General features: G+C 49.3%; 10 protein-coding genes. All 10 read right to left on the bottom strand.

The genetic code is table 11. From position 1 onward, the window contains the following. Positions 1-227 precede the first annotated feature (227 nt). Complete coding sequence (tamL, locus tag HMPREF0650_RS10765; protein ID WP_004350717.1) at positions 228-2,609, bottom strand: translocation and assembly module lipoprotein TamL; 2,382 nt, start codon at positions 2,607-2,609, stop codon at positions 228-230. Continuing rightward, entirely contained in the window at positions 2,587-7,224 is a 4,638-nt protein-coding gene (locus HMPREF0650_RS10760) for a translocation/assembly module TamB domain-containing protein (protein ID WP_004350716.1), read from the bottom strand. Before HMPREF0650_RS10760 ends, tamL begins: the two co-directional genes overlap by 23 nt. A 679-nt stretch (positions 7,225-7,903) precedes the next feature. After that, positions 7,904-8,857: a hypothetical protein gene (locus HMPREF0650_RS10750; protein WP_004350713.1), complete on the bottom strand. Its 954-nt coding sequence runs from the start codon at positions 8,855-8,857 to the stop codon at positions 7,904-7,906. 73 nt (positions 8,858-8,930) lie between these two features. Then, positions 8,931-10,835 carry a peptidase U32 family protein gene (locus HMPREF0650_RS10745; RefSeq protein WP_004350712.1) on the bottom strand — a complete coding sequence of 635 codons (1,905 nt, stop codon included), beginning with the start codon at positions 10,833-10,835 and terminating at the stop codon, positions 8,931-8,933. A 3-nt stretch (positions 10,836-10,838) separates the two neighbouring features. After that, on the bottom strand, positions 10,839-11,726 hold the full coding sequence (locus tag HMPREF0650_RS10740) for a homoserine O-succinyltransferase (protein WP_004350711.1): 888 nt from the start codon (positions 11,724-11,726) through the stop codon (positions 10,839-10,841). A 477-nt stretch (positions 11,727-12,203) separates the two neighbouring features. After that, on the bottom strand, positions 12,204-13,754 hold the full coding sequence (locus tag HMPREF0650_RS10735) for an RNA/DNA-binding domain-containing protein (protein WP_004350709.1): 1,551 nt from the start codon (positions 13,752-13,754) through the stop codon (positions 12,204-12,206). Beyond that, on the bottom strand, positions 13,754-13,969 hold the full coding sequence (locus HMPREF0650_RS10730; protein ID WP_004350708.1) for a helix-turn-helix transcriptional regulator: 216 nt from the start codon (positions 13,967-13,969) through the stop codon (positions 13,754-13,756). The genes HMPREF0650_RS10735 and HMPREF0650_RS10730 overlap by 1 nt, the downstream gene beginning before the upstream one ends. 530 nt (positions 13,970-14,499) lie before the next feature. After that, positions 14,500-14,775 carry a DUF4834 family protein gene (locus tag HMPREF0650_RS10725; RefSeq protein ID WP_040563227.1) on the bottom strand — a complete coding sequence of 92 codons (276 nt, stop codon included), beginning with the start codon at positions 14,773-14,775 and terminating at the stop codon, positions 14,500-14,502. After that, positions 14,772-15,551, bottom strand: coding sequence for a CDP-alcohol phosphatidyltransferase family protein (locus HMPREF0650_RS10720; protein WP_004350706.1), 780 nt, complete (start codon positions 15,549-15,551; stop codon positions 14,772-14,774). Before HMPREF0650_RS10720 ends, HMPREF0650_RS10725 begins: the two co-directional genes overlap by 4 nt. Positions 15,552-15,621: 70 nt before the next feature. Next, complete coding sequence (locus HMPREF0650_RS10715; RefSeq protein WP_004350704.1) at positions 15,622-16,314, bottom strand: phosphatidylserine decarboxylase family protein; 693 nt, start codon at positions 16,312-16,314, stop codon at positions 15,622-15,624. Between the last annotated feature and the right edge of the window lie 67 nt (positions 16,315-16,381).

Below are 16,381 nucleotides of genomic sequence, written 5' to 3'. Positions count from 1 at the left end.
TGATTTTAAGGCTTTGAACACCCAAAAAAGTCCTCGTCATCATCTATTTCACGATTTTATTTTGTTAAGAAAAATGAATCGTTTTAACAAACGAAAGGTTTGTTAACACACAGAAGTGACATCGGCAACCATTCTCTTCTATTTATGCATCGTGCCGTAAATGGTTGCTTTATTCGTAAGGTCAGTGAATTTGTCACCCGTTGATTGTCCCCGAAATCGTATCCTATTTAGAATGGATAGCCAATGGCCAAGTGGAAACTGTTGCCATCATCGAAGCGCAAAAGGTTGTAAAAGCCCTTCTTCCCCGTATGGTAAGGAACATGCAGGCCGATGCCCCAATCCACACGAACGACGAACAAGCCCAGGTCGTAGCGAATGCCCACACCAGTGCCCACAGCCATGTCGGTGAACACGCTCTTCCACTTGAGTTTTCCACCAGGCCGCTGCGCGTCGTCACCGAGGGTCCAAACGTTACCGGCATCGAGGAAGACGGCTCCATAGAGATCGCCAAACAAATGGGGACGGAACTCCAGGTTGGCCTCAAACTTCACGTCGCCGGTCTGCTCTATGTATGACATGCGCTGGTTGCTGGGCCGATATTTGCCGGGACCAATGCTCCGCACGTTGAAAGCCCGCACGCTGTTGGCGCCGCCAACGTAGAACTGTTCGTAGTAAGGGGCCTTGGTAGCATTGCCGTAACTGTAAACCACACCGGCATTAAGATGGCCTGCGATGGAATGTTTGTCGCCAAACCGCCACAACTTCACGAAATCAGTTTCGAGTTTCACAAACTGGGCGTATGGGTTTTTAAACAGCTTCTTGCTCTTGTCGTTCCACTGTTTTCCGGCCGCCATGTAGCCCAGTGACAGGATGTTAGCGGCTTCGCTCACGGTGGTTCGCCATGAGAAGGGATGGCGAGAACCTATCCCTGTGGTATATTGATAGGTGTAACTCATCTTGGGAACGAACTGATCGCGCATGGAAATCTGCAAATAAGGGTTGTCGGCCAACAAGACCATGAACGAATCGGTGCGGCTGGTCATGTACTCGTACGATAGCGTGAGTGGACTAAACTCGTGGTACGACTGCGGTGAAGTCCAGAACTCGTAGGTTAAATCGCCCGAAACGACATGCCGTTTGAAGAAGCCGGCACGATTCAAGATGTTGTTTGACATGCGCAGAGTCGTTGATGGTACACCGTAATACCGCCTTCTCCTTCGGGGTTTTTTGCCCGATAGCACGCGCAAACTGTCTCTTTTGGCGCGGTGATTAGCCGACCAAAAGAGATTGGCCGGCGTGAGCATTCGTGGGACAATCAGGGAGATGTCGCCGCCATATTCGTACGAGTTCACCTTCGACGAGCTGCCTTCCGACCGGTGGCCTGTCTGCCATTCGTAAGAACCATGGAAGTTGATGTCCAGTTTTTCGCCTCCGCGAAGGGCGTTCAACTTAGTGAGACCCATAATCAACTCTGGTCCGAAGCGCTTCGAGGTCTTGCCTTTAGCATTGGCATTGATATAAAAATTGTAGGGTTTGTCAAATACACAATCGATGTCCAGATCGAGTATGTTACAGGTTTCTGACGAATCTCGCGGTGTAAAGCGGAAGCTGCTGTAGGTGAAAAGCCCCGTGGAGTGCAGGTAGTTTGACGATGCTTCCTGGTTGGCAAGACTGTAAAGTTGTCCGGGACGTATCTTCAAACCATTGTAGAACACGCCGGGACGCAAGGGTGACCTACGCCGTGCGTAGCGAAGGGTGAAGCTACGCCGCACCAACGAATCGGTGAGTTCTTCCATAAACTGGCGCCGCAAATTCACGTTCACCCGTCCCACATACCATTTGCGCGTAACCTCTGGCTCCAAGCTGTCGGCCTCTTGAAAGCGAAGCACCACCTTGCCGGGCGTTTGCAAGGTATCGGCCAGGTAAGAAGCGTCGGTGGGTTTGGCATAGTAATAGCCGTTGTTGCGCAGCAAGCGGGCCACGCGTTGTCGCTCGGATTCAAGAGCTGGCACGCTGAATGGGTCGCCTTTGCGAATCAAAGCCTCATCCTTGGTGGCTGCCACCAGACTGTCTGCCCCGGGTGTGAAGTTGAGATAGCTGATGGAGTCGAGCCGCCACAGGGGCCCCATGTTGACGAAATAAGCCACTTTGGCTTTCTTCGGGTTGGATTGCTGAATGATGTCATAGTCGACATTCCCTTTGAAATAGCCAAACTTCTTCAACTGTAACTCGCCTACCGACTTGCGTAGCAAGGGGTTGACCTGGCTCAATAGCTTCGGTTTCGAGCCAAATGCCTTGGTAATCCATCGGCTCACGGCACTGGTGTCTTGCGAGAAAGCGTTCCATATCCATAGGCGGATAGGGATGGGAGTGCGGTAATAACTGCTGCCGAGCAAGGACGATGTGGGCGCAGTGGCCAATACCGACTCCAGTTCCATCTTGGTTTCATCGGCATGAGCGTTCTTCTCATAGTTGTCAAACTGAATTTTTTTCAGTCCAGTAAACAGCTGCTCGCCATCGGGAATGGCACTGGTTGTAGAGCATGCCGTCATGATGGCCGGCAGCAGAATGAGCGCAAGGATGTATTTAGTTAGTGGTTTTGATGTCATTGTTGATTGAGTCTTTTTGGACAGGACGAATGGTTGGCAAGGCTTCTTTGTCACTCTTGAAACGGAAGATATCCTTGAAATGGGCCAGCTTGCGCCGCCAAGTAAAACCAACGCCATACACCCCGATAAGTCCTTCGAGCCAGTCGTAGGTGTTGTTTTTGTAGAACAAGCGCAGATACTGACTGGCATTCTGGTTCAGGCGATACTCCAATTCAACGTTATCGAAGAACGTATCGTCACGGTTGGCCATCACCTCCTCGCCAGTGGACACACGTCCACCGATGATTACCCGCAGCCGGTTGTTCCACAGCCGCTTGGAGAACCTGAAGTTGTAATCGGTATGCATGCCGCCACTGGCCATCATCGTGTTGTCAATGCTCATGCCCACATCCAGTCCCATGGTACGCATGGCCGAGCCGGCAATGTTGTTAATCTCGGTTTGCAAGTACGAACTCAAGGCGCTGTTCATCGAGAATGCCGATGGATTGGCATCGGTGAGGTACATGCCCGACACCAACATGGTGACGGCCACCTTGCCTCTTCCTTCCACAGACATGGTGTTTAGTTCGTCTTGTATGGTCATGTCGCTCGGTGAGCTGATGATGAACTCGATGCCAGGGTTGCTAAGTGTCTGCGACAGCTTTACGCCACAGTCGAAATCAACGACACGCCCGGCACCCGTACCCTCGCTCACCGTGGCCTTGACAGGCTCCGTTGCCGTGATGTTGAGCTTGGGGTTCATCGGGTCGCCGTTGAACTCTATGTAACTGCCATTCTGAATATTGAAGGTCTTCAGCGGGATAACGGGCAACGAATATTTCATCTCTCCGCTGTGAAGGGTATACCGACCCGTTATCTGAATGGATTCTGCCGGGTTGTAACTCATACGCAAATCGCCTCCACCCAGCAAGTCGATGTAATTGGTTTGGTCGGCATTGAGCATGCAAACGATATGAGCAGCCTCATCAATGGTCACGCCCATCAGCATGTCAAAGCCAGTGAGCTTAGGCCTACGCACCACCTCAACCGTGGAATCATTAAAGTCGGTGAACTTCACCAGTTCGTCTAATTGGTTGTCGGTGGCCAGTTCCGAATCTTTCAGCACGTAAGTCATGTCGGTGGTGCCCAGCACATTGAGCTTTCCTCTAAGGCGCAAGCTCTCCACCGGGCCTTTCATTGTGCCGAAGAAGTCAACAAAGGCCTTACCGTAAGCCTCTGAACGAGGATTCTCCCGAGCATCAATTATCTCAAAATTCTCTGCTCGCATACGGATATCGAGCATCATCCGCTCGGTATCAGAGAAGTCGAAAGCCCCATAGATGTTCAACGGACTGTTATTGTTGGCGAACATTTCAAAGTTCTCAAACAACAGTTTGCTGTCCTTGATTCGAACGGGATCATTGGCAAAGCGAAGTGACACGCCGTATGGTTCGCTGAAGATATAGGACGAGTCGAGATAGATTTCACCATCCATGTGGGGCTTCTTCATCGACCCACGCAGGGCAATTTCGCCCTCACCATAGCCACGCAACCCGATAATACGCTTGGGAATGAACCCGTTTATCAACTGCAAGGGCAGACGTTCTAAATTGAGTGTCGCATCCAGGTACCCATGCTTGTCGTAGGTTCCCGTCATCGTTGCTACCTCCTTGTTATCACTCAGCAGCACACCATCCACGAAGTGACTCCCGTTCGCCTTCGGCATGTACACGAATTCTGAACTGAGGTTGCCCATTGGACTCTGTTCGTAGAACATGTTTTTCACCGATACGGCCGACGAAACCGACAGCTCTGTGGGGGTCTGGATGATGTGGAAGTCGCCGTTCATCGTTCCGGCTATGTCGGGAGTGTACGGAATGACGCTCATGATGTTCTTCAGTTCTATCTTGTTGAGCGAAAGGGTTACATCTTGCAGCACGTCCAGATGGTCGTCATTGGAATACAACTGAACACCCGTTCCGTCCTTGGCACGCAGCAAGATGTTGGCCGATACGCGCCGATCGTTGCCCAGGAAGAGGTAATTGTCGTTGTTCACAGCAAAATCTTTGTAACCCAGTACAATCTTCGTACTGTCCAATCGGGTTCGGATGCCACGCTCTTCCAAGTCGGCAATCAATCCTAATGCAATGCCCAACTGGTCATGCTCGTCGTATAATTTGGCGCGGATGTTGGTTCCTTTTTCATGCAGGGCACCATCGAAGAGGCCCTTGAAGACATACTGCGGGTTGCCTGGTGCGTTCTGTATGCGTCCATGGTAGGTGGTTCCCTCGGGATTGGAATGCAGACTCAGCCGAACGGTGTCCAACTGGATGCTGTCTAACAACAGCTTGTCTACCTGCAACAGGCCTTCCAATCCCATGCTGGGAGACGATTCGATGTTCACCAATGCCCGATCCATGTCGCACCCATATCGGCGCATGAGGTTCACAAAGAAGTTGTCTTTACCCGATTTGAGATACAAATTGGCGTTGGGAAGATGGTCCCTCAGACGCTGCTGGTCAATGTATTTATCTTCAAACTGCCGCTTCAATTCGGCCACAAAAGCGTTGCCATGTTTCATCAACTTCTTGTAGCCTTGCTTGCTGTGCATAGACAGGTAGAAGTCACCAGTGGCCACCTCGGCATGGGTTGTGTCTCTTCGGGTCAGCACATCAAGGTTCATGGGCTGTGGCTTGTATATCCTTCCGTTGTCGTTGATGACCAGGTTGTCAACCGTTCCTTTCAGTTTGTAGGATTCTTTGAGGTCGGTGGCGAGCTTCAAATGACTTTTCATCGCTATCGAAATGGTGTCATCCAACAAATGAAGTCGATGTAAATCCACGTGCTGCAAATCGGTCACCACGTTGGCATTGATGTTTTTCGAACGAGTCAAAGCATCGAGCGTGATGTCACCTTTGATGAGCGGGTTGTTGCTGTGTATCAAAGCCTTGGCATGTCCATTCTTCACATGGGCATCGGCCGTCATGTTATTCAAGTTGTAGTTTCCGTAGTTGAATTGGGTGATTTTGGCCTTAGCCGTAAGCGTAGTGCGGGGTGAGAGGAAGTCGGTGCCCTGTCCATTCACGTCCATGGTGCCGCTAAAGGGGGACAATCCCTGGTTGGGCAGGAAGTTTTGAAGCGGCATACGGCGCGCGTTCAACTTGGCGGTATAGGCCATTTTGGCCGCATCCAACTGGGCTTTGGCCTGCAAAGAGCCTCCTCCTTGCTGGGCAACAAAATCCGTTGTATATTGCTTGCCATTGATTTTCAGACTGCCATCCAGACCAATTCCCTGCGGAATGTTCACCTTTTTGCGCGTTTCCTTGTCCAAAAAGGCTTTCACGAAATCAAGGTTGCCCGTCTTGGCTTTCAACTTCACGTCGGCTTTCAACCGCTTCGAATCGTCGAGGTTGGCCGCATAGCCGATGGCATAGGCTTTCAAGGCCGTGGGCAGATAGATGTTCAGACCGTCAAATTGCATGCGCTTTCGGTTGCCACTCACCACACCGTCGACCAATAGAGGTGCGTTGGGCCATTTTTGTTTGAATTCTTTTGGTAGGTCACCCATAAAGCGCATCAGGTCTTGCTTGCCCAAAGTGGCGTGCACGTTGGCATTCATTTTCCCGCTTGTTTGCTCGGAGAAGCTGTTCAAATCCATGTCGAGGTCGGCCATCAGGTTCGATTCCGATGTTTTGAGATGGGCATTCTTCAAACTCAGTCGCGTGGAATCAAGCGCCACATTGCCCGAGAGATGTTGCAAATCAAGTCCGCTCTTCTCCCGAAAAGCAATCTGTCGCACGTTCATGTCCAACTTAGATGCTTGGTACTGCAACGAGTCGATGCCAACGGTTATGTCGCTCAGCGCCAGATGGTTATAGTCCAATCCATTGGTGTGTGCTTTCCATTTGTTGTCATAATTCAACTTTCCGTCCGTCCAGTCCAGTTTTTTCAGTTGGTAAACACCCTCGCCCAGGTCGAACGAGCCATCACTGGCCACGGCTTTCCCCAAGTATGCTCGTACCTGAAGCGTGTCGCCAGGCAGGTGAACGGTGATGTCAGAGCGGCGGATGTCCAATTGATCCAGCCCGATTTTCCAAGTTGTCTTGCTCTCCGTCGTATCTTTTGGAACGCTGTCAGCCAGTGCCACTTGTAGCTTGGCGTCTTCCAAGTTCGCCTCATTCACGCGCACTGTCGAGCCGCTCAGGTCGATGCCATGGCTCACCAGGTTCAGCTTTCCGATGGTACCTTGCACCTTCGCGGCCGCAATGAGGTTGACGGTATTGAGCTTCAAGCCCTCGAACGTCAGCTCATCCACCTCCACTTTCTTGCTCAGCAAGGGCATTAGCTGCACGTCAGCCACCATGCGACGCGCCGATGCCACGGTGTCTTTCACCTGCGGCAACGAGTCGTTGGGCTGGATGATGAGCACATCTTCCATGCTCAAATCCAACGGAAAAGCCAGACGCACACGGCCGATGGAAATCTCCATGCCCGTTTTCTGCGAAGCATAGTAAGTGGCCTTCTGCAGCATCCATTGCTGCACGGGGGGAATATATAGTAGTATGGCGAGTAGGGCGGATAGTGCTACTGGAACACCCAGGATGGCACCTCCCCACAAGAGAGCTTTCTTCATCATAAATTTTTGTTGGACAGCCTCAGCCGAACCATCAGGATGGTTTGATTTTGCAAATATAAATATTTTTTTATGAGAATGTTATTTTTTTAACGGATATTTTGCGATGTCAGCCGATTCCCTGCAGCTTTGCGCAGATATTATCGTGCAGTCTTGCGCTACTATTTTTGATGCTGTTTTCCGCACCCAATCATGCAATAATCACTTTGTGAATGATGTAAAGGAAAAAAGCATTGACTTTGGTCGGCAAACTCATGTAGATTGGGCCCCAAAAGCAAAGCCTTTGCCACCCAAACTATATGAGTTTGCATGGGCGGGACCAACCATTCCCCCATGCGCATTGCGCCTTGGGCGAAAAACAGCGGGGATTCAATAATGCGGCATGGGCATACACGAAGAGGCTCCCGAAACAAAATTCCGAGAGCCTCGTGTCTAACATTAAATTCATTACGGGGGACTCATCGCTGCCACCTATTCCATGTCCTCATTGACATGAGGTCGGCAACCTCCCTTGAGCGAGCACCCAAGCCGTGGCTTTCAACGGTCACGATCTGTCATTCAGGTCAATCTCTACCTAATGGGATTATCTTGATGGGACAAAGGTAGAAAAAACGATGGTATGCATCAATCCTTATTTATAAGGATTTTGTCGTTCGCGACCGTCAGGATGCTACATCCTACGTCAGCTGTTCATGGCACCACAATGGGGGCAACGGCCCTTGTGCTGAATGATTTCACCACAGTTGCCGCACAAATAATGTGGTTGGGCGTGGCGCTTGTACTGTCGGATGGCAAACCAATAATAAGCCACAAGCAGGGGATAGCCTATATAATATAAGGTGGTAAGACCGAAAACGATGTAGTTGACGGCACAGGTGGCCAGCAATCCGCTGAGGTACATCACGGCATCGCTGAAGGGCAGCTGATGACGAACGTCATCCACGGCCGCCAAACCCACGATGAGCATGGCCCAAACCGACAGCAGGAACACCATGAGCAGCAACGGCACTGTGAAGGGATTGAGCGTGGGATGGTAATAAAAATGCCTCCACATGTCGGGCTCGAACATCTGGATGCTGGCATACAGCGTCGCCGAAGAGGCTACGATGAGGCACAACAGCGTGGGATAAAACGAGTTGATGTCGCGGAAATGCACTATCCACGCCTTATCCTTGACAAGCCGGCGCATCCAATAGGCGATGGCTATCAGCGTGATGACCACCAAGAACACCAGCAAGTGGGTGTCCGAGAAGGTGGAAATAAACTGCGAGATGGGGTCGTCTGGCACCACGTTCGGCAGCATCTCCGATTCGTGAATCCACCCAATCGTGTGCTGGTCGCTGGCCAACTGCACCCAGACGGAGTCTATTGTGTCGGTGGGCAGCATGCGAATATCGGCCACCACCACATGACTGTGACGACCCAGCACCAAGCTGTCTGTCATGAATCCGGAAAGCAGTTCTTCGGGTTGTTGCTTGAGCAGCACGAGCGAATCGCTCTTGACGATGAAATTATAGTTGTTGGTATAATGGTGCTTGGAATAGAAATGCAGCGAGTCTACCTGCTCGGGGTTCAAGGGAACGAGGGCCTCGGACGCATGATTAGGTCTGTGATAACAACCACAGAGCAGACCCATGACTACCCAAAGCACCAGACATCGGCACAGCAGGAGCAACGGTTCACGACGCGTTCGCTTGTTTATGATAATCTCATTCTCCGGCATAGATATTCATTTGGCATTCGTCACACTTAAACTCCAAACGGAAGCGGCGACCATCACCCAGTCGCAGGTACAGCGGTTCTTTCCATGTGGGTTGCTTGCCACCCCGTTTTACACAATATCCCAGACTGTAACGCAGACAGTGACGGCACTGCATCACCAGCACCGAATCGTTCCGTTTCGACCCTTCATCCGCCCCTTGGCTCACCTCATAGGCATCAGCTGCGTTTGACAGGCCCTCACGTTGATAGAACGATTTGGATAACGTGTTGGCGATATTGTACAGATAGGTAAACTTGCGGTATTCGGGTTGCCATGCCAAGGTGCCACTAAGCTTGTGCGCTGGCTGAGCTGTTGGGGAGACAGACGGTTGTGCGGATGGCGTTTCCACATCGGCGGGGCGCTCCAACTCAATGGCTTGCACCACCTCGCGGCGCAGCGTTGCCAATGCGCTCAATGGGATGAAATAGGCATCGGCCTGTCCTTCCAGCTCAATCACGTCGGCCATATAGGGCGTGTCGCCCAGCTTACCCAACTGTCGCAAAATATTGTCACGTTGCGGTTTCATGGCCTTCTGCTTGTTCATCTCCAGCACCTGGCAAGTGGGTTTGATGCCCTGCCCCGTGGCCGAAAGGGCAAAACCGTTCTCTGTTACCGACAAGGTGAGCGTGATGGGAATCTTGCGCTCTGCCGTCTTCCCCTTCAACAGCTTGCTGAACGCCTCATCGCGATTGCGATACAAGGCCGCACCCGGTCGCAGGTTGTCTGGCATACGCAGCGGAAACAGCCGGTTGCCCTCTGCCCGGTTGATGCGAAAACCCTCCAACTCATGCTCATCATTGATGAAACAAAGTCCGTCGCCATTGGCAAAGCTGGCCGTTCCGGCGACATTGAACGAGCCTCGCCTGATTTCTTTCACCTTGCCAACATACTCTCCAAGCGCCTTAGGCGTGTCGGGCGAATAGATGTAAGGTTGCCTGTGATGCAGAAAATAATCGGTATATCCCCGGTTGAACGTCTTCTTCAAATCGGGCTCAAAGTAATACGTCACCTGCCCCAACGATGCCCGGCGGTAGTCATCTCCGCGCTTCTCGATGATGCGGTTCAACCGCTTCGAGTAGGCCGACACCACGTTTTTAACATACTCCACATCTTTCAGTCGGCCTTCTATCTTGAACGAACAGATGCCCGCATCGGCCATTTCTTCCAGGTGATCAATCTGACACAGGTCTTTCAGCGACAGCAAATGGCGCTGATGTTCTATCTCACGCCCTTGCGCGTCAATCAAATCGAACTTCATCCTACAGAACTGTGCGCATGCACCGCGGTTGGCACTGCGCTGAAAACAATACTGTGAGGCATAGCACACACCCGAGTAACTCACGCACAGCGCACCGTGCACGAAGCCTTCCAACTGCACGTCAGGCACGGTTTGGTGGATAGTTTTGATCTCGGCAAGCGATAGTTCGCGCGCCAGCACAACGCGCTCGAAGCCCAGACCATGCAGCCAAGCCACCTTTTCGGCCGTTCGATTGTCGGTTTGCGTACTGGCATGGAGGGCCGGCAAGGGCTTCACGTCCTTGGGCAACAGGTCGAGTACGGCCATGTCTTGCACCAACAGCGCGTCGACACGCATCTCCGTCAAGGCCCGCAAGAGAGCGCGCGTGTCCTCAAGTTCGTCTTGGTAGACAATGGTGTTGACCGTGACATACACCTTGGCACCGAACTGATGGGCATAGAGGCACAGCTCACGAATGTCGTCCAGCGAGTTGCCAGCCGATGCCCGCGCGCCAAACTTGGCCGCACCGATGTACACAGCGTCGGCTCCATGGTCGATGGCAGCCTTTCCACATTCCAAGTTTTTGGCCGGTGCCAGCAGTTCCAGTTTCCGCATTGCTTATCTTAAATATTCGTTCATCCAGTTTGTAAACAGCAAGTGGGCATGCGCGCGCCAGGTAACGAGCGGTCCCTTGGCGGGGTTGTCGTCATGGTAATAGTGCCTGGGCAGGTCCACATCGTCGCGCTTTCCCGCATCACGATGGTACTCCTGGTCCAAGGTATCGGGGGCATACTCCATGTGTCCCGTGATGAAAATCTCCTTTCCACCGGTCGTCATACACATACTCACCCCACATTCTTCCGACTCTGCCAACAGCGTCAGTTCAGGATGCTGGAGGATATCCTCCTTCCTAATCTCGGTATGGCGACTGTGCGGCATGCAAAATACGTCATCAAACCCGCGGAAGATGGGTACTTCAGGATGTAGCACCCGTTGAGGAAAGATGCCAAACATCTTCTTAGGAAGCGCATATTTGTGAATACCTTCATGGAAATACAAGCCCGCTTGCGCCGCCCAACATATATATAAGGTGGATTTGAGCGAAGTCCTTGCCCACGAAAATATCTGCGTCAGCTCGTCCCAATAATCCACTTCTTCAAAATCCAAATGCTCTACAGGTGCGCCAGTGACGATGAGTCCATCGAACGACAGCGAAACCAATTCGTCAAAATAATGATAGTAAGCATCCATGTGAGCCGCTGGCACATGCGTTGGCGTGTGCGACCGAAGCCTCATCCACGCCACTTCAATATCCAACGGAGATGCCGACAGCAACCGCAGAATGTCGGTTTCGGTCTGCAACTTGGTAGGCATCAGGTTCAATACGGCTATCTTGATAGGCTTGACCTGTCCATGCGCAGTTTTCTCTTCCCCGCATTCCACGAGGATGTTTTCCTGTTTCAGCCGCTCGATGGCTGGAAAATTTTTGGGCAAATGCAGTGGCATAACTTCTTTGAATACACTCAATTGATCATCACGAACCCCCATGATTGCGTGATGTGCAAAGATACTAAAAAGATAAAACATTCGGTTAGCCTGACATACATTTTTAACATGTAGACAAAAAAGGAATCCCTGAAACAGCAGCGTGTAACCACAAAACGACGGGTCATGCTATATCACGCCCCTACGGAATTGTTCAATATTTTTCCTGTTTGATGCCCCCAAAATGGCACCTTTAAACTTTCAAACTGGAAAAAATCAATAGGCAGGGAGGAAGCAAACAAGAGATTGATTTGCATGAAAAAGTGAAATTTGCTATTAGGGCATTGAGATTGCGAACGAAGAAGCATCATCTTGATGCCTTATTTACAGGTTCTTGACAGGCAAAGGCATACAGATTGCACGCTTAGAACCATGCTTTTGGAGCGAGAAAAATTGAAAAATGCAAACTGAAGTAGAAATAATGAATCCATACGCTTCTTATCTTTTGTTTACTTTCTTGTATTTTTGATTACTTGCTGTAGGATTATCTGGATTAGTCATCTGCAAATATCCTGCTGCAACAAGGGAGGTGATGTAACGCTCTCGGTTCTTGGTTTGATTGGATAAACCAAGGCGTTCCATAATCTCTGCGGTGGTTCGAGGAACTGAACAGAAATTGACTATATCCCTTTGCTTATTAGACAATGACACTTTTTTTGTGTCAGAGTCTTGGACTTGGTTACTTTTCCCCTCGACTTCGTTACTTTTTTGTTCGACTTGGTTACTTTTTTCCTCAACTTGGTTACTTTTTTTCTCAACTTGGTTACTTTCTCCTCTCCAAACTGTGATGACAAATTCCTGTGCCTTGTCATTACTCATAAACGTGACATTGATATCTTCGTCAAGTGCACGAGTGATGCCGCTACCTACACCAGTGTATGGCAGCAAGTATATGGTATTGTTAAAAAGGAACATATTGCGAGGCATGGATGTTCCAGCCTTGATGTCATCAATAGTGAGTCCATTAGGCAATGCACCTGGACTGTGAATCTCCACACGATTGTCGAAAATGAAAATGCGAACAGGGGCTTTCATGTTCAACGAACGGTGTACAAGGCTGTTTACCGTGAACTCAACCAAGCTTGTATAAGGTATTTCCAACTTACCCATGCTGTTGAATTCATCTCCCACCTGCACATTATGTAGGTTACGAGTGAAGAAATCCATGATCGTGTCATACTGATGAAGCAGATTTCCCTCCATATCTGCATCATTCACCTTGTCACGAAAAACCTTGCTGCCGACGCTGTTGCCTGCAAAACAGATACACTTGGCTGTCATCATTGGCAACCAACGTTGGGTGTATTTGCCAAACAGAAGCATGGCAGCAACTGTCAGTGAACCATCAGGACGGATAAATCGCAGATTACGCAGTATCTTCTCACAGTCATGCCCCTTAGCGATGGCAGAACATATCATATCAAGTGATGCTTCATTAAAAGCGTCACCTGTCAAGCCTTTCTTTTCCAAAACTCTTTCAAAACGGTTGCCAAGATACTGCTTGATGGTCGTTGCATCAAGGTCGTTGACAGTTGCATCCCTAACACCAGCCTCGTCTGGTGCAAAACTACCACAGTCGGTCATCATTTCTGCAAGTTCAGCATTATCGAACACTTTGCGCTTGTCGGCACCATTCTTCACCCATACGATTCCCTTGTTGTCATGATAAGGCTTGTTGAGTCCTTCCTTCACAGTAGCAATAACCAAGTTGCCATCCTCGACCTCAACAGTATCTATCTTTATCAGAATGGATGGCACTACGTTTTCTGAAGCAATGTCACTCAACAAGTTGGTTGTTTCTTGTACCTCAGAATACGACAAGGCATTGGTTTCTCCGGTCTTATCCTTTATGCCAACTACCAACTTGCCGCCATGTGAATTACTGAACGCCACTAACTCACAGGCAATATCATATTTGTCGAGAATGCGTTCCTTGAACTGCACCCCCGACACCTCGCCAGCGTTTATCTGTTTCAATATATCGTTCATCATTCTTTGATACATTCTTTGTTCAATAAATCGTTTACATTCACTTTCAGCAAATCAGAAATCCGTATTAAGGTTTCCAAGTCTGGTTGGCAAGTGTTGGTGCACCATTTGGAAATGGTTGCTTGGTCTTTACCCAACATTTCTGCCAACCACTTGTTTGAGCGCTTGGTTACTGCCAACATTATTTTCAATCTGTTTACATCTTTCTTTGCCATACTTTTATAGATATATAATTCGTATGCAAAAATACGAAAATAATTTCAGAAAAAGGTACAATATTCTCAAAATATTTACGAGACATGCATATAATTGAGTATTTCGCAATATTATTCCTTTCATTGATAATCATAAAAAACGAGCGAAAAAGGTTGTTTTGGAGCTTTTCGAGTTACTACTAACACAGAGATGACATAAATATCATTTCATAGACCTGAACAATCAAAAGACAAAATCGGAAAATAATCGTTGTTTTCTGTGTTAATTTATGTTTTCTCTTGCTTTCATTTTGGGGTTTCTTGATTTTGTTGTTCCTAATTTGTTTCTTTCATCATTTTACCATTCCAATTAGTACTGATTATCAGTACATTACGAGCAATCAGTAAGATTTTAAGAAAAAAATCATGAAGCCTCTTCCAATAGTCCCCGTTGGCCAAATGTGTGCCTACTCAATTTGATTTCATTCCTTCACGGGTGCAGAATGACCATTCGCGGGCGCGGGATGAGGCAAAGAAATGGTCGCTTCTGTTTAGTTCTGTTTTTCCGTTTCCACCGGTTCTTCTTCAAATTCAACGTATTCGCCTTCGTCTTTTTTGAAGATTTTTTTGTTTATTTCATCAGCATCCCGATGGTCTACCACTGTTTGGGTGGTGTTTCTATGGTGCTGTCGCTGCTGGGCTGACCCCTTGGCTTGCTCTCTGAACAGTTTGGCGCCTTCGCGGAAAATGCTGATAAACTTTGCTGCGGAAAAGCCTACCACCAGCAAACCGATGAGGAAAATGATGAGAATTATTTTGAATATCATAGTTTCTGTTCTTTGTCGTGATTCATCTTGGTGATTTTTGACCTACCTGTTACCAACAATCCTAAGGATATGAGGAAGTAGCATGCAATGACAATCCACCAACCTTTCAACACGCCAAACGTTATAAGCACAACAGCGGTGAAGATGATGAAGCTGTGTCGGATGGCGTTGCCCTGCCATTTAAAGTTTTTGAATTTAAGGGCGAACATGGGAATCTCGCTGACCAATAGATAACAACTCAACAGCAGCAGTACTAAAATGTATACCAATGCGCCGGCATTGTTTTCAAGCCAGGCAGGACTTGTGACAATGAGCGATCCCCAAAACAGGGCGTTCGCCGGTGTGGGAAGCCCAATGAACGAATCGGTTTGACGCGTGTCAATATTGAATTTGGCCAGCCGCAGTGCCGAGAAAGCTGCCATGAGGAAGGCCAGAAAGGGAATGAACGTGCGGTAAGGGTCGAAAGAAAACGCCTCTGGCGTAGTGAGAAACGACGGGTAGTCGATGACCATAAGCTCATAAAAAACCATGGTGGACGGTGCTACACCAAAGGTGACGCAATCGGCCAGCGAGTCCAATTCCTTGCCGATGGGCGATGATACCTTCAGAAAGCGGGCCGACATGCCGTCAAAAAAGTCGAATGTGGCTCCGGCGAGTATCCATATCAAGGCCATCTTGGCATCGCCGGTAAAGGCGAAACAAGTTGCGATGCAGCCCGAGATGAGGTTGCTGCAAGTCAGTGCGTTGGGTATGTTTCTTTTGATGATGTTGCTCATTTGTATCGAAGAGGTTCGGTAGGGTGGTGGATGTGACGTGCGTCACCCCGATTGCCGTTCCCGCTTTGTTTTATTTCAGTTTTGCAATGACGGTGTGGTCGCCTGTTGTTTTTTGTCCCATCTTCACGCACACTTCCGTTCCAATGGGCAGGTACACGTCTACGCGCGAGCCAAATTTGATGAAGCCCAGGTGCTCGTCAATGTAGCAGTCTTCGCCTTCCTTGGCGTAGGTCACGATGCGTCTGGCCATGGCTCCGGCAATCTGTCGGCAAAGAACGTCCACACCGTCGGGCGTGGTGATGATGATGTCGCTGTGCTCATTCTCCTCACTGGCTTTGGGCAGCCATGCCTTGTGGTAGTTGCCGTTTTGGTGATGAACCAGTTTCACCTTACCGTCAACGGGAAACCAGTTGGCGTGAACGTTGAACAGGCTCATAAAGACCGAAATCATGAGGCGCTTTTCGTGAAAGTACTTGTTCTCTTCCACCTCCTCAATCACCACGATTTTGCCATCAGCCGGGGCCACCACAATCTTGTCGGTGTCCTCGGAAGGAAAATAGCGGATGGGGCATTGAAAGAAATTGATGACGATGCAATATATTGTTCCGAAGATAACCGTAAAGGCGTAAAATGGGATTTTAGTTTCGAACGAACGCCATAATAGCAATGCAATGGCTGCAATGACTATGAATCCCCAAATCAGGGAGTCTGTTCCTTCGCGATGTATACGGATTTTCTTCAGTTTTTTGATTCTTTTAATCATAGTATGAAAACCGATTAGAAGTTTGTGCAAAGATAATTGTTTTTCGGAAACCGCACAAACTTTTACG

Source organism: Hoylesella buccalis ATCC 35310 (assembly GCF_000177075.1).
Classification (GTDB): domain Bacteria; phylum Bacteroidota; class Bacteroidia; order Bacteroidales; family Bacteroidaceae; genus Prevotella; species Prevotella buccalis.
This window is presented reverse-complemented; position numbering and strand designations above follow the sequence as displayed.

Excerpts from the sequence above, each read along its gene's own strand:
- HMPREF0650_RS10730 (WP_004350708.1), bottom strand. The coding sequence starts at position 13,969 with ATGGCAAAGAAAGATGTAAACAGATTGAAAATAATGTTGGCAGTAACC.
- HMPREF0650_RS10740 (WP_004350711.1), bottom strand. The coding sequence starts at position 11,726 with ATGCCACTGCATTTGCCCAAAAATTTTCCAGCCATCGAGCGGCTGAAA.
- HMPREF0650_RS10725 (WP_040563227.1), bottom strand. The coding sequence starts at position 14,775 with ATGATATTCAAAATAATTCTCATCATTTTCCTCATCGGTTTGCTGGTG.
- HMPREF0650_RS10745 (WP_004350712.1), bottom strand. The coding sequence starts at position 10,835 with ATGCGGAAACTGGAACTGCTGGCACCGGCCAAAAACTTGGAATGTGGA.
- HMPREF0650_RS10735 (WP_004350709.1), bottom strand. The coding sequence starts at position 13,754 with ATGAACGATATATTGAAACAGATAAACGCTGGCGAGGTGTCGGGGGTG.
- HMPREF0650_RS10750 (WP_004350713.1), bottom strand. The coding sequence starts at position 8,857 with ATGGGTCTGCTCTGTGGTTGTTATCACAGACCTAATCATGCGTCCGAG.
- HMPREF0650_RS10715 (WP_004350704.1), bottom strand. The coding sequence starts at position 16,314 with ATGATTAAAAGAATCAAAAAACTGAAGAAAATCCGTATACATCGCGAA.
- HMPREF0650_RS10760 (WP_004350716.1), bottom strand. The coding sequence starts at position 7,224 with ATGATGAAGAAAGCTCTCTTGTGGGGAGGTGCCATCCTGGGTGTTCCA.
- tamL (WP_004350717.1), bottom strand. The coding sequence starts at position 2,609 with ATGACATCAAAACCACTAACTAAATACATCCTTGCGCTCATTCTGCTG.
- HMPREF0650_RS10720 (WP_004350706.1), bottom strand. The coding sequence starts at position 15,551 with ATGAGCAACATCATCAAAAGAAACATACCCAACGCACTGACTTGCAGC.